Source organism: Mucilaginibacter sp. P4_C11 (assembly GCF_056402115.1).
In genome coordinates, this window is the sequence record NZ_JBFUIA010000015.1 from 84,377 (window position 1) to 109,981 (window position 25,605).

The 25,605-nt window shown below is 43.0% G+C and carries 20 protein-coding genes; 8 read left to right on the forward strand and 12 right to left on the reverse strand.

Translation table 11 applies throughout. From position 1 onward, the window contains the following. Positions 1-10 precede the first annotated feature (10 nt). Positions 11-997, reverse strand: coding sequence for a LuxE/PaaK family acyltransferase (locus AC1DU2_RS15405; RefSeq protein WP_477385194.1), 987 nt, complete (start codon positions 995-997; stop codon positions 11-13). Between the two features lie 209 nt (positions 998-1,206). On the opposite strand from AC1DU2_RS15405, the gene AC1DU2_RS15410 reads away from it, so the two are divergent. From AC1DU2_RS15410 to AC1DU2_RS15420, 3 genes are all read left to right on the forward strand, one after another. After that, on the forward strand, positions 1,207-1,686 hold the full coding sequence (locus tag AC1DU2_RS15410; protein WP_477385195.1) for a DUF1203 domain-containing protein: 480 nt from the start codon (positions 1,207-1,209) through the stop codon (positions 1,684-1,686). Positions 1,687-1,774: 88 nt separating this feature from the next. Next, positions 1,775-2,446, forward strand: a complete 672-nt coding sequence (locus AC1DU2_RS15415; protein ID WP_477385196.1) for a lipid-binding SYLF domain-containing protein — start codon at positions 1,775-1,777, stop codon at positions 2,444-2,446. Positions 2,447-2,692: 246 nt separating this feature from the next. Continuing rightward, complete coding sequence (locus tag AC1DU2_RS15420) at positions 2,693-3,367, forward strand: lipid-binding SYLF domain-containing protein (RefSeq protein ID WP_477367577.1); 675 nt, start codon at positions 2,693-2,695, stop codon at positions 3,365-3,367. An 88-nt stretch (positions 3,368-3,455) separates the two neighbouring features. Here AC1DU2_RS15420 and AC1DU2_RS15425 read toward each other — a convergent pair whose 3' ends face one another. Beyond that, positions 3,456-4,454, reverse strand: a complete 999-nt coding sequence (locus AC1DU2_RS15425) for a fumarylacetoacetate hydrolase family protein (protein ID WP_477385197.1) — start codon at positions 4,452-4,454, stop codon at positions 3,456-3,458. Beyond that, a complete protein-coding gene (locus tag AC1DU2_RS15430) occupies positions 4,451-4,750 on the reverse strand; it encodes a hypothetical protein (protein ID WP_477385198.1) in 300 nt (99 codons plus the stop codon). The genes AC1DU2_RS15425 and AC1DU2_RS15430 overlap by 4 nt, the downstream gene beginning before the upstream one ends. A gap of 194 nt (positions 4,751-4,944) precedes the next feature. Here AC1DU2_RS15430 and AC1DU2_RS15435 point away from each other — a divergent pair, with 194 nt between their 5' ends. Next, positions 4,945-6,276, forward strand: coding sequence for a MutS-related protein (locus tag AC1DU2_RS15435; RefSeq protein ID WP_477385199.1), 1,332 nt, complete (start codon positions 4,945-4,947; stop codon positions 6,274-6,276). Positions 6,277-6,496: 220 nt separating this feature from the next. Here the strand turns inward: AC1DU2_RS15435 and AC1DU2_RS15440 are convergent, their stop codons facing one another. Genes AC1DU2_RS15440 through AC1DU2_RS15455 form a run of 4 tightly spaced genes read right to left on the reverse strand, consistent with a single transcriptional unit; the run spans position 6,497 to position 10,815 of the window. Then, the gene (locus AC1DU2_RS15440) at positions 6,497-7,402 is read right to left on the reverse strand and encodes a tetratricopeptide repeat protein (protein ID WP_477385200.1); all 906 of its coding nucleotides are present in this window, start codon (positions 7,400-7,402) and stop codon (positions 6,497-6,499) included. A gap of 4 nt (positions 7,403-7,406) precedes the next feature. Beyond that, positions 7,407-7,760 carry a hypothetical protein gene (locus AC1DU2_RS15445; protein ID WP_477385201.1) on the reverse strand — a complete coding sequence of 118 codons (354 nt, stop codon included), beginning with the start codon at positions 7,758-7,760 and terminating at the stop codon, positions 7,407-7,409. A 4-nt stretch (positions 7,761-7,764) separates the two neighbouring features. Further along, positions 7,765-10,206 (reverse strand): penicillin acylase family protein, encoded by a 2,442-nt coding sequence (locus tag AC1DU2_RS15450; protein WP_477385202.1) that lies wholly within the window; start codon positions 10,204-10,206, stop codon positions 7,765-7,767. Between the two features lie 39 nt (positions 10,207-10,245). Then, a complete protein-coding gene (locus AC1DU2_RS15455; RefSeq protein WP_477385203.1) occupies positions 10,246-10,815 on the reverse strand; it encodes a thermonuclease family protein in 570 nt (189 codons plus the stop codon). A 319-nt stretch (positions 10,816-11,134) separates the two neighbouring features. On the opposite strand from AC1DU2_RS15455, the gene AC1DU2_RS15460 reads away from it, so the two are divergent. Both AC1DU2_RS15460 and AC1DU2_RS15465 read left to right on the forward strand, forming a co-directional pair. Further along, positions 11,135-11,656 carry a DUF6624 domain-containing protein gene (locus tag AC1DU2_RS15460; protein WP_477385204.1) on the forward strand — a complete coding sequence of 174 codons (522 nt, stop codon included), beginning with the start codon at positions 11,135-11,137 and terminating at the stop codon, positions 11,654-11,656. 295 nt (positions 11,657-11,951) lie between these two features. Beyond that, the gene (locus AC1DU2_RS15465; RefSeq protein ID WP_477385256.1) at positions 11,952-14,852 is read left to right on the forward strand and encodes a PAS domain-containing protein; all 2,901 of its coding nucleotides are present in this window, start codon (positions 11,952-11,954) and stop codon (positions 14,850-14,852) included. Positions 14,853-14,881: 29 nt separating this feature from the next. On the opposite strand, the gene AC1DU2_RS15470 is transcribed toward AC1DU2_RS15465, so the two are convergent. The 3 genes from AC1DU2_RS15470 to holA form a co-directional block, all read right to left on the reverse strand. After that, entirely contained in the window at positions 14,882-15,709 is an 828-nt protein-coding gene (locus AC1DU2_RS15470; RefSeq protein ID WP_477385205.1) for a sulfotransferase, read from the reverse strand. 37 nt (positions 15,710-15,746) lie between these two features. Next, positions 15,747-16,310 (reverse strand): adenylyl-sulfate kinase, encoded by a 564-nt coding sequence (cysC, locus tag AC1DU2_RS15475; RefSeq protein WP_477385206.1) that lies wholly within the window; start codon positions 16,308-16,310, stop codon positions 15,747-15,749. A gap of 286 nt (positions 16,311-16,596) precedes the next feature. After that, positions 16,597-17,619 carry a DNA polymerase III subunit delta gene (holA, locus tag AC1DU2_RS15480; protein WP_477385207.1) on the reverse strand — a complete coding sequence of 341 codons (1,023 nt, stop codon included), beginning with the start codon at positions 17,617-17,619 and terminating at the stop codon, positions 16,597-16,599. Between the two features lie 230 nt (positions 17,620-17,849). On the opposite strand from holA, the gene AC1DU2_RS15485 reads away from it, so the two are divergent. After that, positions 17,850-18,311, forward strand: a complete 462-nt coding sequence (locus AC1DU2_RS15485) for a type I restriction enzyme HsdR N-terminal domain-containing protein (RefSeq protein WP_477385257.1) — start codon at positions 17,850-17,852, stop codon at positions 18,309-18,311. Here the strand turns inward: AC1DU2_RS15485 and AC1DU2_RS15490 are convergent. Both AC1DU2_RS15490 and AC1DU2_RS15495 read right to left on the reverse strand, forming a co-directional pair. Beyond that, positions 18,308-20,113 (reverse strand): ATP-binding protein, encoded by a 1,806-nt coding sequence (locus AC1DU2_RS15490; protein ID WP_477385208.1) that lies wholly within the window; start codon positions 20,111-20,113, stop codon positions 18,308-18,310. The genes AC1DU2_RS15485 and AC1DU2_RS15490 overlap by 4 nt on opposite strands. A gap of 95 nt (positions 20,114-20,208) precedes the next feature. Next, complete coding sequence (locus AC1DU2_RS15495; RefSeq protein WP_477385209.1) at positions 20,209-22,893, reverse strand: valine--tRNA ligase; 2,685 nt, start codon at positions 22,891-22,893, stop codon at positions 20,209-20,211. A gap of 571 nt (positions 22,894-23,464) precedes the next feature. On the opposite strand from AC1DU2_RS15495, the gene AC1DU2_RS15500 reads away from it, so the two are divergent. After that, entirely contained in the window at positions 23,465-25,537 is a 2,073-nt protein-coding gene (locus AC1DU2_RS15500; RefSeq protein ID WP_477385210.1) for a M13 family metallopeptidase, read from the forward strand. The last annotated feature ends 68 nt before the right edge of the window (positions 25,538-25,605 follow it).

Here is a 25,605-nt window from a genome sequence, read left to right on the forward strand (position 1 = left end):
GCTATAAGTTTTAAGCAATCAGCAAATTACACCCACGAATATCGCTTTGATCAAACCGACCCAACACCTCAAACGAGCCATCGGCATAGGTTTTACCCAAATCCTGGGTGGCTATAAACGAGCAGGAATTGATATTGGCCAGGTCGATCACGTTAATTCCACCTGTTTTTCCATTGCTTAACGTAGTGATAGGATCGTTAGTATCGCGGATGATGATTTGCATCCAGGGCGGGCAATCAAAAATGCCATCGCCTTTTGAGTAAGCTTGTGATAACAATTCCGTCATCCCGTATTCGGAATGTATAGTACTTACTCCGAACCCTTTACACAAAACCTGGTGCAACTCCTCGCGGATCATCTCCTTGCGGCGGCCTTTCATTCCCCCTGTTTCCATTACAATCAATTCGGGGAAATGAATATTGTACTGCTCAATAAAGTCAAGCAACCCAAAGGTAACCCCTATTAATAAAGTAGGCTTTTGAGCTTCCTGTTGTTTTATAAGCTGTTGATAAAGTTCATCGTGGTTATACAAAAAAAAGCCACTATCCGGGTTATCAGACTGTTTTATCAAATCATCAACCATATAAATAAGCGATGAGCCTTCACGCTCCAGATAAGAAGGCAACAGCGCTAATACCGTATAGTCCTTAATATCACCATAAAACAACCTGAAGGCATTCCTGAAGCTATCTTCATACCACGTTTTATCAGTTACATGATGGCTACTGGTTATCATACCCGTAGTGCCCGAACTGGTAAAGGTGACCTCAACTGGGTCATTTGAACTAACAATGGCATGCGATTTAAAAAACTCAATGGGCAAAAAAGGAATTTTTTCAACCGTATCAACCTGCACTAAATCGATTTTTAAACCTTCGATAAACTGCCTGTATATGGCGCAATTTTGGGCCTGGTATTTAAAAACCTGCAGAGCTGTTTGCTCAAACTGCTCTTTACTATTTATCGAAAAAACCTGTTGTTTACCGGGCATCGTCATCAGGCGCAAAGATATGGAATCGGATGGGCAGATTTCAAATTCAAGATGTGCAGATGTTTTTATCTATCTATAATCGTTAAACTGCCCAACAAAATGGGACGAATGATCTGCTCATCTGGAATCTACACACTTGCACATCAATTTCCGCAAGTTCCGGGTTTTAATCCGCTGCTCTTAGTACCACCTTTGATCTAAATAAAAAAAACGCCATGAACAACTTTAAAATCGTGCCGCTATCCAAAGCGTTCGTCCAAAAAATAAAAACAACCATGACCGATGATTTTGGCAACCCCGTTGTTGAACAACCGGCAACCGGCCTGGGCCCCTGCCGCATCTCCTTAAAACCGTTTAACAAAGGGATTGACAAACGGTTATTATTTAAACACTCGCCCTTTGAACTTGAGAATGCTTACAACCAACCCGGGCCGGTATTTGTGAATGCAGAAGACGTAGAAGAGTATACCGACATATTCCGCTTCCCGCCCGAGATTAAGGCGAATAAACAAAGCTTCCCGCTATCACTTATTGGGTACAATAAAGACCAGATGATGGCCGTGACCCGTTTGGTTGGCGATGCTGACGTGGAGGAATTGATAAACGAGTTATTTGACCAGTATCCCAACATCGAATACCTGCATGCGCGCAACGCCCAGGCCTGTTGTTTTATATGCAAAATTGAACGCAGATAACAACACAGTTAAATAATTTAATTTAAAAACAACCAATGGGGTATATGGGTTGATAATACATCAACAATAACATTAAAAACCATACCCCATGAAAACATTAAAATTTTTGGCTATCCCATTGATGCTTGGCCTATTCTTTGTATTGATATCGGCAAAAGCCGGCGACAAGGAAAACGAACGTGTGCACAGCGCTTCAAACGTATTAAAAGACTTTTCTAAAATGAAGGAAAGCATACCGCGCCAACTGCTTCAACAATATGAGGGCATCGTAATTATACCCAAACTAATTAACGCTGGCCTGGGCATAGGCGGCAAGCGTGGTAAGGGTATAGCTATGGTAAAACTGGCCGACGGTAAATGGAGCAACCCCGTTTTTGTTACTTTAACCGGTGGCAGTTTTGGTTTGCAAATAGGCGTACAATCAGTTGACCTGGTTTTGGTATTCCGTCATAAAGGAGTGCTGACTAAAGTTAAGAACGGCGACTTTACCATTGGTGGCGATATCTCGGCAGCAGCCGGCCCGGTTGGCCGCAGCTCGACAGCCAGTACCGATTACAAACTGGAAGCCGAGGTATACTCCTACTCGCGCAGCCGGGGCTTATTTGCGGGCATTACCATCAATGGCTCAAACCTTGGTATCGACAAAACGGCCAACGCTAATTTTTATGGAAATAACGATTCGTCGAAAGATATTTTCGCTATGTCTAACAGTAAAAAAGAGTCGGTTGTTGTGTTAAAGGAAACTTTGAGCGCTTTTTAAGCATCGAAATTTCAGCAAAATGCCTGATCGTTTTTCCGCTAAAAAAAGCAACTGCGTTAGTTTTTAGCTAAAACAAATCAATGGCGATGAGTTATTTAACATCATCGCCATTGATTTATAAGCTACAGTTTTATTTACCGCTATTTCCCCGTAAGTCATACAAAGGTTAATAAATAACACAAACAACTGCACGTTTTATGAGTTGCTTACGTTAATTGCTAACATTGCATTTAATTTACACACCCCATGAAAACGTTAAAACTGTTAAAATTCCCGTTAATATTAAGCCTGTTTTTTGTGCTGATATCGGCCAAAGCCGATGATAAAGAAACGGAGAGGATCCAAAATTCGGCCACCGTGCTCAAGAACTTTGCCGAGATGAAAGAAAGCATCCCGAGCGAATTGATGAAAAAATATGAAGGCATCGTAATTATACCAAAATTGATTAATGCAGGCCTGGGCATTGGCGGTAAACGCGGCAAGGGCGTGGCTATGGTGAAGCTTGCCGATGGTAAATGGAGCGACCCGGTTTTTGTTACCCTTACAGGTGGTAGTGTTGGTTTCCAGATAGGTGTACAATCTGTTGATCTGATCCTGGTGTTCCGTCATAAAAGTGTGTTAACCGATATCAAAAAAGGCAATTTTACTATCGGTGGCGATATATCTGCTGCAGCCGGCCCGGTTAACCGCAATAAATCGGCAACTACCGACTATAAACTGGAGGCCGAAATTTATTCCTATTCGCGTAGCCGTGGTCTTTTTGCAGGCATCAGCCTGAACGGCTCGGGCCTGAATATCGATAACAATGCCGACGAAAACTTTTACGGCAATACCGATTCTTCGCAGGACATTTTTGAAAGCGCTAAAAACGATTCGGAAGAAGTTAAAGACTTGAAAGATGCTTTAAAAGATTTTAAATAGTCTCAAGTTCTAAGTCTAAAGTCCGAAGTCTTAAGTTTAAAGTCGAGAAAACAAATCAGACTTTAGACTTCGGACTTTAGACTTAGAACTATTTCTTCTTCAGGCTTAGTATCGAAAAATCGTCCTTAGCCTTTGTGATTATATTACCAAGCATACCCAGGCCGGTAACTTCCATTTCTACCAGGTCGCCATCCTTTAGCCACTGAGGCTGATACGACGGATCATTTGCCCCCCCCGTTCCGTTAAGTTCCAGGAAACAGCCGGTACCAACCGTTCCGGATCCTATTACATCGCCGGGCAACACATCGCATCCATAAGCGCAACGTTCGATGATCTCGGCAAAGGTCCATTCCATATCAGCCATATTACCTGCCGATACTTGTTTACCGTTTACCACACATTTCATGTCCAGGTTATAAACATTACCCGTATGGCCTTGTTTAGCCGGTACCTTATATTTTTCCAGTTCATCGGGCGTTACCAGCCAGGGGCCAATCACGGTCGAAAAATCTTTTCCTTTTGCGGGCCCAAGGTTTAGCAGCATCTCTTCCATTTGCAGGGTGCGGGCGCTCATATCGTTCATGATCATGAACCCGGCAATAAAACTATCAGCATCTGCCGCCCTGATGTTGCGGCCTTTTTTATTAAGCGCAACCGCCACTTCCAATTCAAAATCAAGCTTATCAAAATGATCGGGCATGCATTCAATTTCGCCGGCGCCTTGTATGGCGTTATGGTTAGTAAAATAAAATATAGGGTATTGATCAAATTCCGGGATCATGGCAACACCCCGGTTACGGCGGGCGGTCTCAACATGCTGCCTGAAAGCGTAGGCGTCGCGGCATGATGATGGATGAGGCACGGGGGCCATTAACTCAAAAAACAATTCTTCTTTTGCTTCCATACTACCGCTACTGATTGCGGCGTGTACCCTGCGTGCGTGATCCATCAGCTCATCGCCGCCCCACAAAAACTCGTTCATATTATCGGGTATCAGCTTATCGCAGGAGTTGAGGTTATAAATATGGCCGTTTACAAAAACGCCCAAATGCTCCCGGTCTTCGGTTTTGTAGGATACTAATTTCATGGATTTTTGGTTTTATAAGTGGTTAGAAAGGTCTTTCGGAGATATAACAAATGAAACATCACATTGCAGGTCGCTATGGTGAGTAAGGCAATGCCTAAATCCAATATCAAACAGGGCGCAGAAAAATATTCATGATACTGATGATCAACTGTTTTTGCACCAAGCTTCCAATAAACAAGCCAAGGGAAGCCCATTGATGTTACACCATCAACGGGAGCGTTATTTTTGGAGTAAAATACGGTCAAAAAAACAAAAACTAAGATGGCAAGTAACGTGGGTATTACTCTTATCCTCATGTTTGGCTGATTTTATAAACGGTTATATCAAAGCTAATGAATTTTAATGAGGGATTAACAGAAGGATACCGCTTTGATAAATTTTATGATGAACAGCGTTTTTTGGCCAATCGCAATTTCTACCCAATTAAATAATATAAGCACGGAAAACTACAATCTTATTTTAGGCGTTGATGTTTCTTACCGGCACCCTTATGAATTTCGATATAGACAGGCAAACGCTCAATGATTTGGCAATTTTTCAAAATAACAATTCCCGCCAATCTATATATAATCTTTTCAGCCAAACCAATACAATTGGTGGCAGCGAAGCGCTGCATGACATGTTCAACACTCCGCTTACCAATCCTGTTCAGATAAGAGAAAGAATCGAGGTGTTTTTATACATAGCAGAACACAATATTACCATCGACCAGAATAGAAATGATTACGATTTTGTAGAATTTTATCTCAAAAAGCATTATCATGCCAAGCCATTTTCAGTTATAACCGGGTTTTTAGAAAAAATCATCCACACATTCAATAACAATAATGATTACTATATAATTCAAACCGGCATAGAAAGTACGCTGGCAATACTCCATAGCTTAATAAATTACGCTGACGCGCTACAGGGGCATTTGCCTAAAAAAATACAGGAATTCCGCTCCACTATTTTAAACACTTTCCAGCCTGAAGAACTTGTATGGCTCAAACAACTGATAAAGAAACCTAACCGCAGCGCTACGGATATGGCAAAGGCAGACCGCCTATTCAGGCAACTAGCGTACGACAAAATGAAGGCTTTGTTACACGTTGCCTATCAGTTAGATGTTTACCAATCCGTTAGTTTAAGCGGCAAAAAGCTTGGCTTCACGTTGCCGATGATTAATGAAAATAATGCAAGAGGGTTAACTATCCAGGGATTGTTCCACCCGTTTATTGCCAGTCCTAAAAGTAATGACTTAGCATTCAGTGCCGACAAGAATGTTTGCTTTATTACCGGAACCAATATGGCGGGCAAATCATCGCTGCTTAAATCAATTGGAATTGCTATCTATTTATCCCAAATAGGCTTTCCTGTACCTGCAAAACGTATGGTCACCCCGACCTTTAATGGACTCATTACAACTATAAACCTGGCCGACGATGTTGAACAGGGACATAGCCACTTTTATAAAGAGGTTTTGCGGGTAAAGCAGGTGGCCGAAAAATTAAATCAGTCAAAAGGTATCTTCGTCATTTTTGACGAGTTGTTCAGGGGTACAAATGTTAAAGATGCCTATGATGCCTCCCTGGCTATAATTGCTGCCTTTGCAGAAGTAAAAACCTGTTTCTTTTTAGTTTCTACGCATATTGTTGAGGTTGCCCATGAATTATCGTCCATCGAAAATATTAATTTCAGGTATATGGAAACTATTTTTGAAGATACCAACCCGGTAAACACTTATAAACTAAAAGAGGGCATTACCGAAGAGCGATTAGGCATGTGGATTGTAAAAAATGAACGGATCCTGGAAATAATAAAAAATGCTTTAAAAACTTAGGGTTCAATTTTAGTGCCTGTGTGATTTGGGTAGATGATTTGTAATCGGTTTACCTATCGTGAAGATGCGGGGAATATTAAAATGAGCCGTGTCGATGGCACTCAAACACTATTGTTTATATATCCAACGAGTTGAAACCCGTTGTTACAAAATGTGTCAGTGATACGCCCTTGAGAGATTAAACGGGCATGCAAGGGTTCAAAATTTGCAAAGCCATCATCTACTCTAATTCTAAAACAATTGCCGAATGCTCACACAAAGTAATAGCCCGCCAGTCGGCCAGCGCTTGTTGTACAGTCTGGTGGTTTGTTGCGGCAAGGCCAATGTATCGCCCACTATCCTCATCAACTTGTAAATCATGGTCATGATCGGTGTGCGCAGTGCCTTCGCTGCATTGTTTACAAAGCATCCTCACGGTCGACCAATCTTCCATCTCAACACCGGAATTGCGACACAACTCTCCCAGCTTATTGATGTCATCCACGGTGTTGATATAAGCGCTAACCGAAAAAGTTTTGTATGCGGATTTAGTTAAAAGCTGAAGTTCATTAAATACAGGCACGTCGGTTCCATCTTCCAGCTTTCGATACCCTACGGCAGCGCCATCGTTAAGTAACATATCACCAAACCTGTGGCCTGATTTACCTAAAGGAATATTTTCAATGACTGTTCTTGCCGGGTCTATGCGCTTGCACCAAACAACCTCGCCATCGGTATCGGGGTTTAATCTTATAGGTACCGCGCCTAATACAAGATCAGGTTCTTCGTCGTTAATTTCTACTTTGACACCAAATTTACTCCAGGATGTTCTTGCGGTTTCCCAATCATGCAATGCAGTTGCGGCTATACCCAGGTTCCAAATCGCGGCCTTGTCATCTTCATCCAGTTCAACTGCAATTTTATTATGCTCATATGATAAATGCCAATTGCACTGATATTTGTATAACAGGCCGAGATTATAATGAGGTACCGCCCAACTTTCGTCGGCCTTAATGACCCGATGATAACAAGCTATAGCATCGGCCGTTTCGCCACGTTCTTCATGGGCAATAGCAATTTTTAATAATTGTTGTGCCGAATTTTTAGATATACTAATATTACGCTTCAGATAATTTATTAATCCCATAAACTTACGCGTGTATATCGGCCTCCTTTTCAAAAGCCTTTTTTACCAGCAACCCCGATAAAGCAGCAAACCCTGCCATCAAACCACCAACGATACCCGTGATAACCAATATTAACCACCACGATGGCAAATGGAACAGCGCGGCTATGCGTTTGGCCAGGATATGATCGTTAGGGATACTTTTAAACAGGGCCAGCACCACCCAAACAATAAACACAGCGCCAAAGCCCGAGATAAAAGCCTGCCTGGCTGTTTTGCCGGCAAACAGCGCGGCCAAAAAAGCGGCTATGGCCACTACCCACCAGGGTAAAAAGAAACCGCTTGCAAAGGATAATATGAGGATAATGAGGAATAACATAAGCTTATTTTTGATTGCTGATGGTTAGGGTTGTTTTAATACGGCTCGATTTTTCGGCAGGCGATTGCATAAACAGCAACTCCTTCAACTCTCCATTTTGCCAGGTTTTGAGCATATCATCGTAATAAAAGCTGCCGGGGTTGCCGCTTTCGCCGCCAGGGAAAATACCGTAGCCTTTTACAGTGGGCCCCATTTGTACTACCATACGCCATGACGGGCCGTGCCCGTTATTTAAGGCGTTGATGGTTGATCCTGTTCCGCCCGATTCAAAATTGCCCGAGCTTAGGGCTTCCTGGTTGGTAAGGTGGGCTATCTCCATTTTCTTAACCTTCCCCCACTCCCATGCCTGGCCGGGTTGGCCATATTTGTGCACCAAATCATCAACCACGTTGGTAAATGCCGCGTTGATGATCTCGGTACAGGTTTCTTTAACAGGCGTGCGGGTATCGTCAAACCATTTGGAGTTGGGTTCCTTCGCTATCAGTTTTTCGGTACGGTCCATTGATGGGTAATTGTCCCGCAGGTTTTTGGCGGCAAAATCATCACTCCATATCATATCATATATTTTAAGCCACCACGCGTTAAAAATGCTTGCACCTACTGAGTTTACAGAGAAGTTTTTATCCCAGTTTTTTACTGTGTTATAAGCTATGGTTTGGGTTTTATCCAGTTTAGTTGCATCAAGATATTTGAGCAGCACGGGCATCATATCCTGGGCACGGATGCTGTATACGTCCGTCTGTAATATCCGCATACTATCTACAGTGGCGTTGTGCATCACGCTAAGCCTGTCGTTAATTCGCTTGCCACGCTGGTATGGGGCAAACTGCCAGTTAATATAGTACGGGTAGGTTTGATCTGTTGATGATTGGTTGGCCGAACTTACAAACCCCCGGGGCGGATTTTTAACCGTTGGGTTTTGATCAAACGGAATCCAGCCGTGCCAGTCATCGGCCGGGTCGGTGCCATCCAATATAAACTTTCCCTGGTCTTTATATTTCAGCGGGAATTTACCGTTGGGGGTTATAGCTATGTCTTTATCGCGGCTGGCAAATACAAAGTTTGACGCAGGAGCATTAAAATAAGTAAGCGCCTTGCGGTAATCATCGTAATTTTTACCGTGGTTCAGGATGTACATGGTCATCAACTCGTTTGATTGGTCGTGCGCTATCCATCGTAAGGCATCGCCAATGGGCACAAAGCCGGGCGTATGCGCGGTGGTTTTACTTTTATCTTCGTAAACTACCGGCCCATGATGGGTGTAAATAACGGTATCAATTAATGATTTTTCGCCGCGGATATTAATCACCTCTACCCTGCGGGTGGTTTTGTTCCACCGGTTATTGTACCAGTACTCGTTCTTTTTATCATCTTTAAATTTAACCTGGTACCAATCAAGCACATCGGCATCTACGTTGGTAATACCCCAGCTAATGTTGTTGTTAAAACCCAATATGATGCTGGGCGCGCCCGGCAAACTTACACCATACACATTTATCCCCGGCGCCGAAAGCTGCAGCTGGAACCAGATGGATGGATAGGTTAAATTTAAATGCGGGTCGTTAGCCAAAATAGGGTAACCATTAGCAGTTTTGCTGCCTGCAACCGCCCAGTTGTTACTGCCAATACCTTCCTCTTTTACTACGCGTTTGGCGCTATCATTCATAGCTGCCAAGAAACTGCCGGATGGTTTTGGGATAGACAACGGCTTAAAGTTCCATTTGGTACCTGCGGGAATAATAGGATCTTCGCGCATCGGATAATCCGGAAACAGATCGTTAGTGGCGTTGGCGCCAAACTTTTTAAGCACATTGCTCATGGCAAACTCGTTGGAGCCGCCCGCCAGCGTTTCGGACATTAGCTTCAGTAAAAACGCGCAGTTAATGGGTTTAAAATCTTCAGGGGCGTAGTCCAGCAATTTAAACTCCAGCGGGTATTCGCGCGGCCCAAGCTGATGTATGTAAGCGTTAATGCCATCTGTATACGCTAAAATCATTTCGCGAATGGGTTTGGCGGCCATCATTTCTTTCAAAGAATTTTCGGCACCGTAAACCATCCCCATGCGGCGGTGGTAGCGGTCAATCTCCAAAGCCTGCGGGCCTGCAATTTCGGCAAGGCGGCCTGCGGCACTCCGGGTTTGTATGTCCAGTTGCCAAAGGCGCTCCGTAGCGGTTACATAACCCTGGGCGTAGTACAAATCATGTTCGTTATCAGCAAATATGTGGGGGATTCGGTTTTCATCGTACTTAATAATAACCTTCCCGGTAAGGCCAGGAAGATTTAATGTACGCGAAGCCAAAATATGTTTGCTCTCGGCATTTTGCCAAAAACCGTCTGCGGGGCTTAAAAACCTCCCTACCGGTGGTACCGGGCCGTGTTTGGTTTGCAATAACCAGATAAGGGCAAGGGTAAAGGCTATGGAAAAAAAGGCTTTTATAAATTTCATCAGTCAAATGAGGGGGATATCGACTATAAAGTTAAGGTTTTAATATGCTTCTTCAAGCTTTGCCTTACGCTTGCGATAATGTTTTTTTGGTTTTTGCTGCAGGCTGTCAGGTTGGGCTGTCAGAGCACCCGCTTTTTTCTCGCGCCTGTACTCCCATGGCGGTGTCGGGTTGCCATCGGCCCAAAGGCCCAGCCTGCTTTGGCGGGCTTCCTGCTCATACCCGGCCAGCTGGGCACTTTGCGAATATTGTTTGTACTGCCAGGCGTAACCGCTTTTTACCAGCTGGTAATTTACATTGGTGCCATCCTCCAAAATAACCAATGCTACGGTGCGGCCATAACGGTCATGCACGTTACCTACCAGTTTTACATACTTGCCAAAGCACAAATCCGAAGTAAACTTTTTAGCCGCCTGCCCAAAGGCCTGTGTTTTTTCGGGGCAATCCACTTCGGCCAGCCTTACTGTCACTTGTTGGTTATCGCTGCTCARCAAACCTATGGTGTCGCCATCTTTAATTTTCACCACTTTATACAGGTAGTCGGGCTTGGGGTTACAGCCCCAGAGCAGGACAACAATGACAAGGAATAGCGAGGAATATTTTTTGAACATGAAAATTGGATGTGCAGATTTCAGATGTGCAAATATGCAGATGATGAGCGTATTTTTTTACCGATTTTGATTTTTTGTCTGAGCCGGAATTCATCGAATTCAGGAATTTTTAGAATTTTGCTAATTCATCAATTCCATAAATTCCGGTTCAGAAACATTTGAATTTTGATCGGATAACTATGTTCTTATGAGGATAATCTTTTATCGGTTTTGAATTTAACTTTAATTAACTATATCTTTAGTTAATATGAAAACATTAGCCCTTCTACTCTTACTTTGTGGATGCTTTGATCTCCCTTCATCAGCCCAAACCAGCAAATTGAACCCTGCATTAATTAAAAAAATTGACTCGATGTTTAAGGACGACCAATTTTGGCGGGTAGAAGATCAAAAACTGCAGCGAAATCAAAAATCGGCTTACAGCGCCGAAACTATCCAGCAAAAATGGGCCGAAACAGATAGTATCAATGAGGTTAAAGCAAAGCTCATCATCAAAAAATACGGTTTCCCCGGTTACGACCAGGTTGGCGAAACAAGCAACCATTTTTGGGCAATAGTACAGCATTGCGATGATGATATTGCTTTCCAGGAAAGGGTACTGATACTACTAAAAAAAGAAGTGGATAAAAACAATGCCGACAAAAGCAACTACGCTTTGCTAACCGACAGGGTATTGGTAGGCAGAAATCAAAAACAAATTTACGGTACCCAAATAAAGCGCGACCCTAAAACAGGAAAATCGGCACCCTTCCCGTTAAAATACCCTAAAATGGTCGACAAGCTGAGGAAGCAAATGAATTTAGGGCCGCTGGCCGATTATGTAAAGCAATTTAACAGATGATAATTCCGATAGTCAACAATTAATATAATTTACCTAACTTATCTGCTATTTTGCCAATGAACCAATGAACCAATGAACCAATGAACCAATGAACCAATGAACCAATGAACCAATGAACCAATGAACCAATGAACCAATGAACCAATGAACCAATGAACCAATGAACCAATGAATAATTTCTAAAACAATTTCACAGTTAATATCATTTTAATATCTGCTATTCGTTTAGTAACGTTGTATACATCTTTCTATAGCTTAAATGGCTTTAAAACACAGTTCTGCATTACCCCCGGAAATGTTAAGGGTTTTTGAGACCTTACCTCAACCCTATCTCGTACTCTCGCCTGCGTTATACATGCTCGCGGCCAGCAATGTTTACTTGCAGCTTACCAACAAAACCCGTGTTGAAATTGAAGAGCAATATCTTTTTGATGTATTCCCAAAAATTCCGGATTGGTCGTCAGAAGAAGGCGGGATTGCGCTTTCGCTGAGTAAAGTATTGGAAACCTTACAGCCACATCAGCTGCCTGTGATGCGGTTTGATATACCAACTCTTAATGATCCGCTGCAGGTAGAAGAGCGGTATTGGAAAACGTCGCATACACCGATTTTGGATGCCGAGGGTGAAATTTGTTATATCATTCATCATACCGAAGATGTTACCCAGCAGGTGCTTGCCGAACGCGCTTTAAAAGACAGCCTGGATAAAGAAACCCAGGCAGCCGCTACAGCCGAAAGATTAAGCAGGCAAATTGAAAAACTTTTTGCCGAAATTCCGGCCCAGATAGCGATAGTTACCGGGCCCGACATGGTGTACGAATTTATAAACCCACGCTATAAATCGGAGCTTTTTCCCAATCGGGAAGTATTGGGTAAGCCCTTATTATATGCCCTGCCCGAAGTGGCCGGTCAGCCAATTTGGGATATCCTCCAGCACGTGTACAAAACCGGCGAAACCATTGCAGGTAACGAGATCAATATCCCGCTGGCCGATGAGCCGGGCGGCCCGGTTAAAGAGCATTATTTTAATTATGTATACCAGGCCGTGCGCAATGACGATGGCGAAATAGCATCCGTTTTAAGTTTTAAATATGAAATAACCGACCTTGTTTTGGCCCAAAAGCGCCTGGAGCAAAACGAGGCAGAATTATTAGCTTTAAACTATGGTTTGGCCAATGCCCATGAAGAAGTACAGGCCAGCAATGAGGAGCTACAATCGGCAAATGAAGAGTTACACACTACCAACGAAGAGCTTTTCAAGGCGCAGCAAAATATACAGCTGCTTAATGATGAATTGGAAGAAAGGGTTCAGCAGCGTAATATAGAACTGTTTAATGCCCAGGCCGAGGCCGCCAGGGAGCGCGACCGGCTGAAACGTTTTTTTATGCAGGTACCAACCGGCATTTGTGTACTTGACGGCCCCGAAATGGTATTTGAACTGGTAAACCCTCCTTATCAGCAGCTTTTCCCGGGACGCGATTTATTAGGAAAACCCATTAAAGAGGCACTGCCGGAGCTGAACGGCACCCCCATTATTGACATATTAAAAAGTGTGTATTACACCGGCAATACTTTTGAGGGCAAGGAGCTTTTAGTACCCCTGGCACGCAAGGCCGACGGCAATATTGAAGATCGTTATTTTAATTTTATTTACCAGGCCAGGTACGATGGCGACGGTGTTGTTGACGGTATTTTAGTTTTTGTTTTTGAGCTGACCGAAACCGTACTTACCCGCCAAAAAGAGAAGGAAAACGAACAACGTTTTCGCTTTTTACTTAACGCCATGCCTCAACAGGTTTGGACAGCCCGGCCAGACGGCTCGCTGGATTATGTAAACGAAGTGGTTTGCGACGATTTTGGCCAAAGCATGGACCAGATATTGGGTCGCAGCCTGCAGGAATTTATCCATCCCGATGACAGGCAGCTCAGTTCGAAAAGATGGAAGGCCGCGCTGCAAAGCGGCACTGAATTTATGGTGGAGTTTCGCCTCAAGTTTCACGATGGACAGTACGTTTGGCATTTGGCCCGTGCGCTTCCGCTGGTGGAGAACGGACAGATCAGGTTATGGCTGGGTACAAATACCAATATCGAAATTCAAAAAAATAACGAACAAAAGAAAGATGAATTCCTATCTATTGCCAGCCACGAACTAAAAACGCCGCTTACCAGCATCAAAGCGTTTAACCAATTGATGCAGCGTACGGCAGACCCGCAGAAGCTTGGCAGCTTTGTTCAAAAATCTGCTTCGCATGTATTACGGTTAGAGAAGCTGATTAATGACCTGTTGGATGTAACCCGTATCAACGCAGGCAAAATAAAGTATACGATGGAGCCCTTCAACTTCCTGGAGATGCTTAAAGATAGTATAGAGAGTGTGCAGCAGGCTACCACATCGCACCGGATCATTCTTGAAAAAGCTGACGATGTAACTTATACCGGCGATCGTTTCCGGCTGGAACAGGTGGTAAATAATTTACTGAGCAACGCCATCAAATATTCGCCCGAAGGCGAAAAAGTATTGGTTAATTGCAGCGTACATTCCGATGGCAGCATTATAGTTTCTGTAGAGGATTTTGGCATCGGCATCGAAGAAAAGAACCTGATGCGGCTGTTTGACCGTTACTACCGGGTTGATAACACCGCTATGCGTTTTGAGGGGCTTGGCCTTGGCCTGTTTATATCGGCCGAGATATTAAAAAGGCATAATGGCAGCTTTTGGATTGAAAGCACTCCGGGTAAAGGCTCAACTTTCTTTTTCAGGCTGATACCTGATACGGTTACCAAAACAAAGCCCCTTGCAGATAACGATACCCATTACCAGGATGATACCATTACCATCAAATTAAACCCGCAGCATAGCCGACTTGATGTTGATTGGATAGGGTTCCAAAACCTCGAATCGGTACAGCACGGCTGTTTAAAAATGCAGCATATGCTTGTTAAAAACAAAGTAAGCAAAGTACTCAACAGCAACATTCATGTTTTGGGCAACTGGTCGGAAGCATCTGACTGGGGAAATACCGAATGGTTCCCTGACATGGAGAAGGCAGGATTACGTTATTTTGCCTGGGTACACTCGCCAAGTGTTTTCAGCCAGCTATCTGCCCGTAAAAGCATTTACACACTAAAAGGCAAATTAGTGATTGAGTTTTTTACAGATGTTAAATCGGCAGCGGAATGGATAGAAAGCGTGTAATGTTAAGACTTTCGACTAAAGACTTCCCTTCAAAGGCTCATGTAACCCATCAATTCGTCCTGTAATTCCTTTGCCTGGTTTAATAGGGATTTATCAGTAATATATGGGTTTATATCAATATCCTGGCCTATCAGGTTCTCTTTAAACACATCCTTAAATTTTGAATAGGTTAACGAAAAATTCCATTTGTTTTGCAGGTGCCCAAAAACACAAGTATCCTCTTTGCTCAACATATCGTAATTAACTACAACAAAAGCCTCGGGAGCCAGCTTTTTAATGCACGCTAAAATATCACTGGTATAGTTAATCCAAACTTTTAAATAGGCTTCGGTATTTATCCGGTAAAAAGCATTTTTTCTGCGTGCCCGTCTAAAAATCAGCCATATTAACCTCGATAGGTATTTACGGCCGAGGTACTTTCTGTCAACAATTTTAAACTCCCGCCGCAACAATGAACTGGTTACCGCCCGGTAATCGCGTACAATAACCAAATAGCAGGCATCCGGGATAAGTTCCTTATAAACATCAAGAAACATACACGTGCGGGGGTCTTTCCAGCCCCATTGATCGTACAGCTGTTGCTTAACCCTGATAACGCTTTTAACTTTCTCTTTCTCGTAAATAGAAAAAGCATCAACATGCCCGTCTGTTAACCCGGTTTTGGGCAGGTTATTACTGGCCAGTATCTCTTCGTGCATTTTTAAAAACTCCACATCTTCAAAATGCCCATCGGGGTTCCCGGGCCCTGGTTCAACCAGCTTCTCGCCCAGTTGCATACCACATTTGGTAAGCCAGTGCGCTATAAGCGAGGTTCCGGAGCGGTGCATACCGGCTATAATAAGTGTTCGTTTCTGCATAATGAGTTTTGCAATAAATAGTAGCTACCTACAGATTTTAACTATCATGGGCTACTTTTTTTTCAACCCTATCAACCGGATGAAGATTATTCAGGATAAAATAAAGCAAAGAGGAAGTGCTTTGTATAACTGTGTTTTGGCTGGTATTTATGTATAAGTCGGGAGCATATGGAACATCAAACTGCGCGTTAATACCTGTAAGGTTGCTCAGTTTATCGGGGTGCCCGTCGGGTAAAAATGCTTTCCTGTAAAGCCCTTTGGTATCGCGGCTGATGAGTTTTTTTACCGGGCAATCAATATGCACAATGTTTACATGTTCATATTTTTCGGCTAGCTCGCGGCGCATTTCGTCATAGGGGTTTATAGCGCTCACGATAGTTACAATACCATGAGCCGAGAAACGGCTGGCAATAAAGCCCAGCCTTCGGATATTTTCACAGCGATCTGCCTTACTAAAGCCCAAATCGCGGCAAATTTCGTTGCGATACTCATCGCCGTCAATTATTTCAGTTCTTATCCCCAGTTCGGTTAATTCATTTGCAACATTTTTAGCCAATGTTGTTTTACCAGCCCCAGATAATCCGCAGAATAGAAGTATCATATTTCAATAATTTATGTTTATGATCAGGCCCAAAAGCACTGCAGGTTGCCTTTGATGAGGTGAACATAATAAATTAAATTACCGGTTAATTTTATTACAATGTAAATAGTTAATTACATTGTAACAAGCCCCGTTACCATGGAGATAAAAAACCCTTAAATTAGGCTAAAAGGGCATTTTTGCATGAAACACCAGCGCTACGGACAAACACAGGCGCATGCTACACCTAACAAAAATGTTACCTGATTAATATAGTAATACAGAAGTATTTTAGGGAAATAATGGCTTAGTGCAGTATTTTAAACATCAGTTCTTTCATCAATTCGCCATGGGGCGCGTTTGATTCAACACCTTTGCTTTTCAGGTCATATTCGCGCAGATAGCTAATGATTTGCATTGTTTTGGGGTAATTGTAACTGCGGCCGGCCAACTCATAATCCTTCACAAAATAAGGATTCACCCCTATCTCTCGGGCTACGTTCTGGGGCGATTTATCTTTTACATAATGATAGGCCAACACCTTGCTGAAAAAGTTATTCAGGTTGCCCAGTACCAGCACAATAGGATTTGCTTTGGGGTTTGCCTCAAAATAATTAATAATCTGGTTAACCTTTAAAACATCCTTTTTGCCAAGGGCGGTTTGCAGCTCAAACACATTATACTCTTTACTGATACCTATATTATCCTGCACCAGTTTCAGGGTAATTTCTTGCCCGGCTGCTATGTTAAGCATTAGCTTCTCCAGCTCATTAGCTATTTTAGATAGGTCGTTGCCCAGGTATTCAGATAACATGGCCGATGCCTGCTGGTTTATTTTATAACCTTTATCGCTTATAAAGCTCTCTATCCAGGCCGGTATCTTACTATCATATAAAGGTGCCGACTCAAAAATAAGCCCGTTTTTTTCTATCGCTTTGTAAGTTTTCTTGCGCTTATCAAACTTGCCATACTTATAACAAAACACAAGTATGGTACTTGGCAGGGGCTTTTCTAGGTAGCTCAATAAAGGGTCGATCCCTTTTTTGCTGTCATCATCCTTGCCCCATTTCATATCCTGAGCTTCTTTTACCATTACTACCTGGTAATCGGCCATCATGGGGTAACGTTTAGCCGCGTTAAGCACAGTCATCATCTCTGTATCCTTACCGTATACCACGGTTTGGTTAAAACCTTTCTCGGCCTCGGACAGCAGGTGGTGTTCAATGTAGTTGCTCACCACATCAATAAAATAAGGCTCTTCGCCGTGCAGCAGGTACAGGGGTTTGTATTTACGGTTCTTTATATCCTTTACTATATCGGCGGCTCCCATAAGTCAAAATTCAAAAGTCAAAATTCAAAAATGAATTCCTGGCTGAACATTCAAAATTAAAAAAATCAAAGCGGTAATGCCGCATAATGATGTAAATGTGGAAAGTAATATTTTGAAAAGTGCCGGGTTTGTGGCCATATGCCACACTTCCTTTGTTGAATTTTTAATTAAGCAATAAAACAGGCCGATGTTTCAGATATTCCTTTTTACTTTTGGCTTTTTAATTTTGAATTTTGAATTTACCTCCTCTCAATCTCCCCCCCTATCCTTTTAAAATAAGCGACGATAACGGGCAGTTGAGCTTGTTTGACGAGATCCGTAAAAAAAACATCATCCTTACCCCCGAAGAGTGGGTACGGCAACATTTTGTACAATACCTAATCAGGCAAAAAGGATATCCACGGTCACTCATCCGGCTCGAGGGTGGGCTGAGGCTTAACGGGTTGCAGAAACGTACAGATATAGTAGTATTTAACAGCAGCGGGCAACGGATTTTGATTGTAGAATGCAAAGCGCCATCCGTTAGTATCGATCAAAAAACTTTCGACCAGGTGGCCCGGTATAATATGGTGCACAAAGTATCGTTATTGGCGGTAAGTAACGGCTTGCAGCATTATTATTGCACAATCAATCACCAACTAAGAAACTATCAGTTTATTGAAGAACTGCCGGTTTACAGCAAACCGGTTTAAGCTGCGTGTACCAGCAGCTGCATTTTTTCCAGCAATTCATCGGGCTTAAATGGTTTTGAAATATAATCATTCATACCTGCCTCAAAAATTTTCTCTTTAATATCCAGCAACGCCGAAGCCGTAAGGGCGATAATTGGAATAAGCGACTTTTTAGGATCGGCCATTTTCCTGATTTCCATGGTAGCGTCAAGCCCGCTCATCACCGGCATCTGCAGGTCCATCAATATAATATCAAAGTTACCGTATTGCATCAGTTCAACCGCGCGCAAGCCGTTTTCGGCAACGGTTGGTGTTATATTCCATTTAGATAATAGCTTTTTCATCAGCATAACATTTACAAGGTTATCTTCGGCAATAAGCACGCGGATACCCGATATAACATCGGTTTTTTCCTGCGGCTGTACCAACGGAGCTATCGCTTTTTCAATAGCCACTTCTGTTGATACCGGGAACTCCATATTAAACGAAAACTCCGAACCTGAGCCGGGTTTGCTGGATATGTGCATATGCAGGCCCTGCAAATCAAGTAAGCGTTTCACAATAGCCAAACCCAGGCCGGTGCCACCGTACTGGCGGGTTGTTGTTAATGATTCCTGGGTAAACGGTTCAAAAATACTGGTAAGGTTGTGCTCCTCGATACCAATACCTGTATCCTTTATCGAAAATTTCACCGTAACCCTATCGTGCCTGTCCTCAAAACAGGTAGCCTTAACCCATATATTGCCGGTTGCTGTAAATTTTATAGCATTACTCACCAGGTTATAAATAATCTGGGTAATACGGGTGGGGTCGCCAAAAATTATCTTGTTGTTCAGCGTGCTATCCACATCCAGCTTAAACAACAGTCCTTTTTCCTCGGCCTTAATTATTTGTGCGCCGCAAATATTATTCATCAACTCAACCAGGTTAAACCTGATATTTTCAAAAACAACCTTGCCCGATTCTATCTTATTAAAATCAAGCACATCATTTACTACCGCTAATAGATTATTGGCCGAAAATCTCAGTATCTCCAGGTTTTCTTTCTGATCGGCCCGCGGGTTGCCCATCATGAGCAGGTTGCTCATGCCAATTACCGCATTTAAAGGCGTGCGGATCTCGTGCGACATGGTTGATAAAAATTCAGATTTGGCCTGGGTTGATTTCTCGGCTTTGCTTATTGCTTTTTCGAGTTGGGCGTTTAGCGCAACCTGATCCTCGCCGCTTTCTTTCAGCTGTTTTATATTTTTTAAAAACGCCGTATAAAAATGGCTGTGTATAAATATCAACAGGATAAAGTTGGCAAAAAGGGTAATAATAATAGTTGATTGATCTATCCTGTCTGGCTTAATTCCGATAACGTACCCCTTTGTAAATTCAATAATCATGAAAATCAACACAGGTACTGTGTTTAACAACGAGTAAATCAGCCCGCCCGTTTGCCCAAGCATATAATAGCTAAATACGATAACCAATATAATTACCTGTACCGTAACTATATTCACGGTTTGCAACGTAATATAAACTATGCTAATGTTAACAATAGTGCCTGCACTAAGCAGTAAATGAGATATTAAACGCCATTGAGGCCGGTATGTTAAAAATTTAAACAGTGCGGCAACACAAACCATTAATGCGCCTGCCGTATAAGCCAGCATAGTTTGCCCCTGGAAATAAACGCTCATCAAAACGGCCCCTAAGGCAATGAAAACCAAAGGAAACCCAAAATACAGCAAGCGGATACGCGCCTGATCAAGAAAAGACTGCTCCTTTGATAAAATGCTAAAAATTGAAAAATTGAAAAAGTTTACTCCCTTACTCATGATTAAAGCACATTGCTAATACCAAACGCTATAGCCAGTCAATTAAGATTGAAAGCTATTTTAGTTTTGTATTTCGCAGCTTCTCATTCATGCAATTAGCAAGCCAAATCAATCATATTTTGTTCAATGATGGCTAACTTGGCTTCGGCATCGGCCTTTTTGCGTTGCTCAATCTCAATAATTTCGGGCTTGGCATTGGCCATAAAGCGCTCGTTACCAAGCTTTGCGTTAACAGATTTTAAAAAGCCCAACAGGTATTCCTTCTCTTTTACAAGCCTGGCACACTCGGCAACCGGATCAAGATTTTGACTTAACGGAATAAAAAATTCATCGGTTGAAGCAATAAAATTAACTGCCCCTGAAACTTTATCGGTAACCATAGCAAACTGGCTTATGTTTCCCAATTTGGCTATAATAGCCGCGTACTGGCTGTAATTTATACCCGAGTTTGATTTACATGAAAGCTCCAGCGCCTCTTTAGGCGAAATTTCATTTTTATTGCGAATGTACCTGATTTGCGTAAGGACAATTTTTATGATCTCCACTTCCACAAGTAGCTGTGTATTTATTTCCCCAATATTTGGCAATTGAGCAACAATGCAACAGTCTTTTTCGGCTCGTTCGCCAAATATTTCATCATGCCATAATTCTTCGGTGAGGAATGGCATAAAGGGGTGCAGCACTTTCAAAATATTTTCAAAATACTGAACAGTAGCGGCATAGGTAACTTTATCAATAGGTTGCTGGTAAGCGGGCTTAATCATCTCCAGGTACCAGGCGCAGAAATCGTCCCATACCAGCTTGTAGGTAGCCATTAACGCTTCTGACAAACGGTATTGCCCAAAGTTATCTTCAATCTCGCCCAGGGCCTGGTTAAAACGGCTGCCAAACCATTCAATCGCTATCTCATTAGGATTTTCAAGGCTGTTATCTACTTCCCAGCCTTTTATCAGCTTAAAGGCATTCCATATTTTGTTGGCAAAATTACGGCCCTGTTCGCAGTAACTTACATCAAACATTAAATCGTTACCTGCAGGCGAGCACAACAGCATACCCACACGTACGCCATCGGCGCCGTATTCATTCATCAAATCAATAGGATCTGGCGAATTGCCCAATTGCTTCGACATTTTGCGGCCCAGCTTATCCCGTACAATACCGGTAAGATATACGTTTTTAAAAGGCAGCTCTCCCCTAAACTCATGCCCGGCCATAATCATCCTGGCTACCCAAAAAAACAGGATCTCGGGTGCGGTTACCAGGTCGTTAGTTGGATAATAGTAGTTAATATCCGCATTATCAGGGTCTCTAAAACCATCAAAAACAGATATCGGCCACAACCACGATGAAAACCAGGTATCAACCACATCTTCTTCCTGCGTCAGGTCTTGAGTTGTGAGTGACGAGTTTTGAGTGATGAGTTTAGCTTCAATTAAAGCTTCATCAATATTTTTAGCAATAACATATTTACCGTTTGGCATATACCAGGCGGGAATTTGCTGCCCCCACCAAAGCTGCCGGCTAATACACCAATCCTTCACGTTTTCCATCCAGTGGCGGTAGGTGTTCGTGAATTTTTCTGGTATCAGTTTTATGTCGCCATTCAATACATAATCCAAAGCTGGTTTGGCCATCTCGTCCATTTTGCAAAACCATTGCATCGATAATTTTGGCTCAATAACGGCATCAGTACGTTCGCTGAAACCAATTTGCGATTTATAGTCTTCCACCTTAGCTAAAGCGCCGGCTTCCTCCAATAAAACGGCAATTTTTTTACGGGCGATAAAACGATCCTCACCTACCAAAATCTGCGCTTTCTCGTTCAGCGTACCGTCATCATTTAAAATATCAATAACAGGCAGGTTATGTTTTTGGCCGAGCTCATAGTCATTTAAGTCATGGGCCGGGGTAACCTTTAAACAACCGGTACCAAAATCCATGGTAACATACTCATCCAATATTACCGGAATCTCGCGGTTAATTAACGGAATAAATACCCGTTTGCCATGCAAATGAAAATAGCGTTCATCGTTGGGGTTAACACAGATTGCAGCATCGGCCATAATTGTTTCCGGGCGCGTGGTGGCAATGGTTAAGTAATCAGTATCAAGTATCAAGTCGTCAGACTTTTTTTCGTCTGTTTCATTGACTTGATACTTGATACTTGATACTTGATACTTAATATAGTATAGCTTTTGATTTACTTCTTTACGGATAACCTCCTCATCGCTTACCGCCGTTTTCCCCTGTGGGTCCCAGTTTACCATGCGTACGCCACGATATATCAGGCCTTTTTTGTACAGGTGGATAAAGGTATCTATTACCGCTTCAGACATTTCGGGGTCCATGGTAAATTTGGTACGGCCCCAATCGCATGATGCGCCTAATTTTTTAAGCTGATCGAGGATGATGCCACCATATTTTTCTTTCCACTCCCAGGCATAAGTTAAAAACTCGGGGCGGGTAAGGTCTTTTTTGCTGATGCCGCGCTCTTTAAGCATGGCCACAACTTTGGCCTCGGTAGCTATACTGGCATGATCGGTACCGGGTACCCAGCAGGCATTTTTGCCTTTCATACGGGCGCGGCGTACCAGCACATCCTGTATGGTATTGTTTAGCATATGCCCCATGTGCAAAACACCGGTAACATTTGGCGGCGGAATAACTATAGTATAAGGTTCGCGCTCATCGGGCACCGATTTAAAAAAATCGTGCTTTAACCAGTAACTGTACCATTTATCTTCGGTTTCTTTAGGCAAATATGTTTTAGCAATATTCATAACGCGCAAAAATACGATAGTTAGGGGTTCATAGCAAATAGGTTTTTGCGGTTCGGGTTGCGAGGTTCGGGTTGCGAGGTTCGGGTTGCGGGGTTCGGTGTTGGAGGTTTGGGGCTGCGCGGTTTGAGGGCCAGGCTATCGAAACAAAGTTTAGATAACCGATGCGTGTAACCGGCAACAGATTCAAGCTATAATTTATCCACATTTTAACCGGCAACAGGCAACCCGAACCACGCAACAGATTCAAGCTAATTTGTCCACATTTTAACCGGCAACAGGCAACCCGAACCACGCAACAGATTCAAGCTAATTTGTCCACATTTTAACCGGCCACAGGCAACCCGAACCGGGCAACAGAAACACCTCACAATATTTTTACAATTAAAAAGTTATTATACTACGCAAACATTATTAGTCATGAAATCACTGCATATACACCGTTTTTGGCTCGATGTTTTAAAAAGGTCAAAACTGGGCTTTGTTATAAACTGGTTTAACCGTTAAAAGGTCCGGGCCATCGTTCTGTACATCTTTGCTGTAATTTACTACCTTTAATTTTCAAATAATAGCTATGAAATTAAAGTTCTGGTGTTTCATGTACATGGGTATTTTGTCACTTTCGGTAAATGCACAAACAGCTCATAAAACAAAATCCCAAAAACAAAAACACCAGGCTACCGCACCAACAAAATTCATCGATCCGGCCAATATGGATATATCCGTGAAACCCGGGGACGATTTTTTTGAGTACGCCAACGGCAACTGGATTAAAAACAACCCCATACCGGCCAAAGAAAACCGTTGGGGCAGCTTTGCCATACTACGGCAGGAAAACACCAAAAAGCTTTTGGCCCTATTGGACAGAGTGAGCCGCCAATCTATAACCGAACCTAAAGGCAGCATTAAACAACGCGTTGGCGACCTTTACGCCAGCGGTATGGATAGCCTCACTATCGAAAAGCTGGGTTATTCGCCAATAAAGCCCGAACTGGAGCACATCGACAAAGTCAAAAATCTTGATGACCTTATTAACGAACTAGCTTTTGATCGTGTTAATGGCATATTCGCCCAGATATTCCGGCTGGAGGTTGACCAGGACGATAAAAATATATCAAAGTATATTGTTCGCATCAGCCAGGGAGGCACTACACTACCTGATCGGGATTTCTATTTAAAAAACGACAAGCGATCAAAAAATGCCCAGGACGCTTTAAAAACATTCGCAGCAACGTTGTTCACCTTAACTGGCAGCACAACCAGTGAAGCTGAAAAGAATGCGGCAATAGTTTATAACATTGAAGCTGCTTTGGCAAAAGCGCAGCTTAGCCGTGTGGCCATGCGCGACCCGCATGTTATCTACAATAAATTCCGGTTGGCCGATTTTACTAAAGTTACCCCACATTTAAATTGGACCACACTATTGCCAAAGCTAAATGCCCCTGGCCAGGACAGCATATTAGTTAGTCAGCCGGCATTTTTCAAAGCCGCCGATTCGTTATTGGCGGCCACACCTGTTGAAAACTGGAAAATATATTTTAAATGGAATATATTAAGAGCTGCTTCAGTAAGCTTAAGTTCGCGTTTTGTACAGGCTAGCTTTGCTTATAACAGCGCCTTAACCGGCGAAAAAGAACAAGCACCACGAAACGAGCGGATGAGCTATGTTGTTGATGCAACACTTGGCGAATTATTGGGACAACTGTTTGTAGAAAAATATTTCACCCCGGCTGCCAGGCAGCACATGATAGCGCTTGTAAACAACCTGAAAACAGCCATGGGCGACCGAATTAAACACCTGGATTGGATGAGCCCTGAAACAAAGGAACATGCGTTAAAAAAACTGTACGCCTTTACAGTAAAAATAGGGTATCCTGATAAATGGGAAAAATACAGTGGGGTAGTTATAAACCGTGATAACTATGTAGCCAACTTGCGCAGCGTATCCAAATGGCGCTACAATTTCATTGTTAGCCACCTGGGCAAACCTATTGATAAAACCAGTTGGGGAATGACGCCGCAAACCGCGAACGCTTACTACTCTGAAACCAACAACGAAATTGTTTGCCCGGCAGGTATGCTGCAATTCCCTTTTTTTGATTTAAGGGCCGATGATGCCATAAACTATGGTGCGATAGGAGCAATAATGGGCCACGAAATAACGCACGGGTTTGACGATAAGGGCCGCCAATATGACGCCGACGGCGCACTGCGCGATTGGTGGAAAAAAAGCGATGCCGAGAAGTTTAAAGCGCTTACCAACCGGCTGGTAGTGCAATACAATAAACTTACTATATTGGATACCCTGCGTATAAATGGCAAACTCACCCTTGGCGAAAACCTTGCTGATTTAGGAGGCTTAAACATTGCCTATGAGGCTTTCCTGAAAACAAAACAAGGCCAATCGACCGATACGATAGACGGTTTTACACCCAAACAGCGTTTCTTCCTGTCATGGGCACAGGTATGGCGCAGTTTGCAACGCCCCGAAGCAGCAGCCAAGCGCATCCTTTCAGATCCGCACTCGCCCGATAAGCACCGCGTTAACGCCACCTTAACCAACATTAGTGCCTGGTACCAGGCCTTTAACATTAAGCCGGGGGATAAAATGTACAAAAAACCAGATGACAGGACGGAGATTTGGTAACTTTTTTAGTAGCAAGTAGCAAGCATCAAGATAGGGCCCCTGCGGACAACACCTCCTTAATAAATATT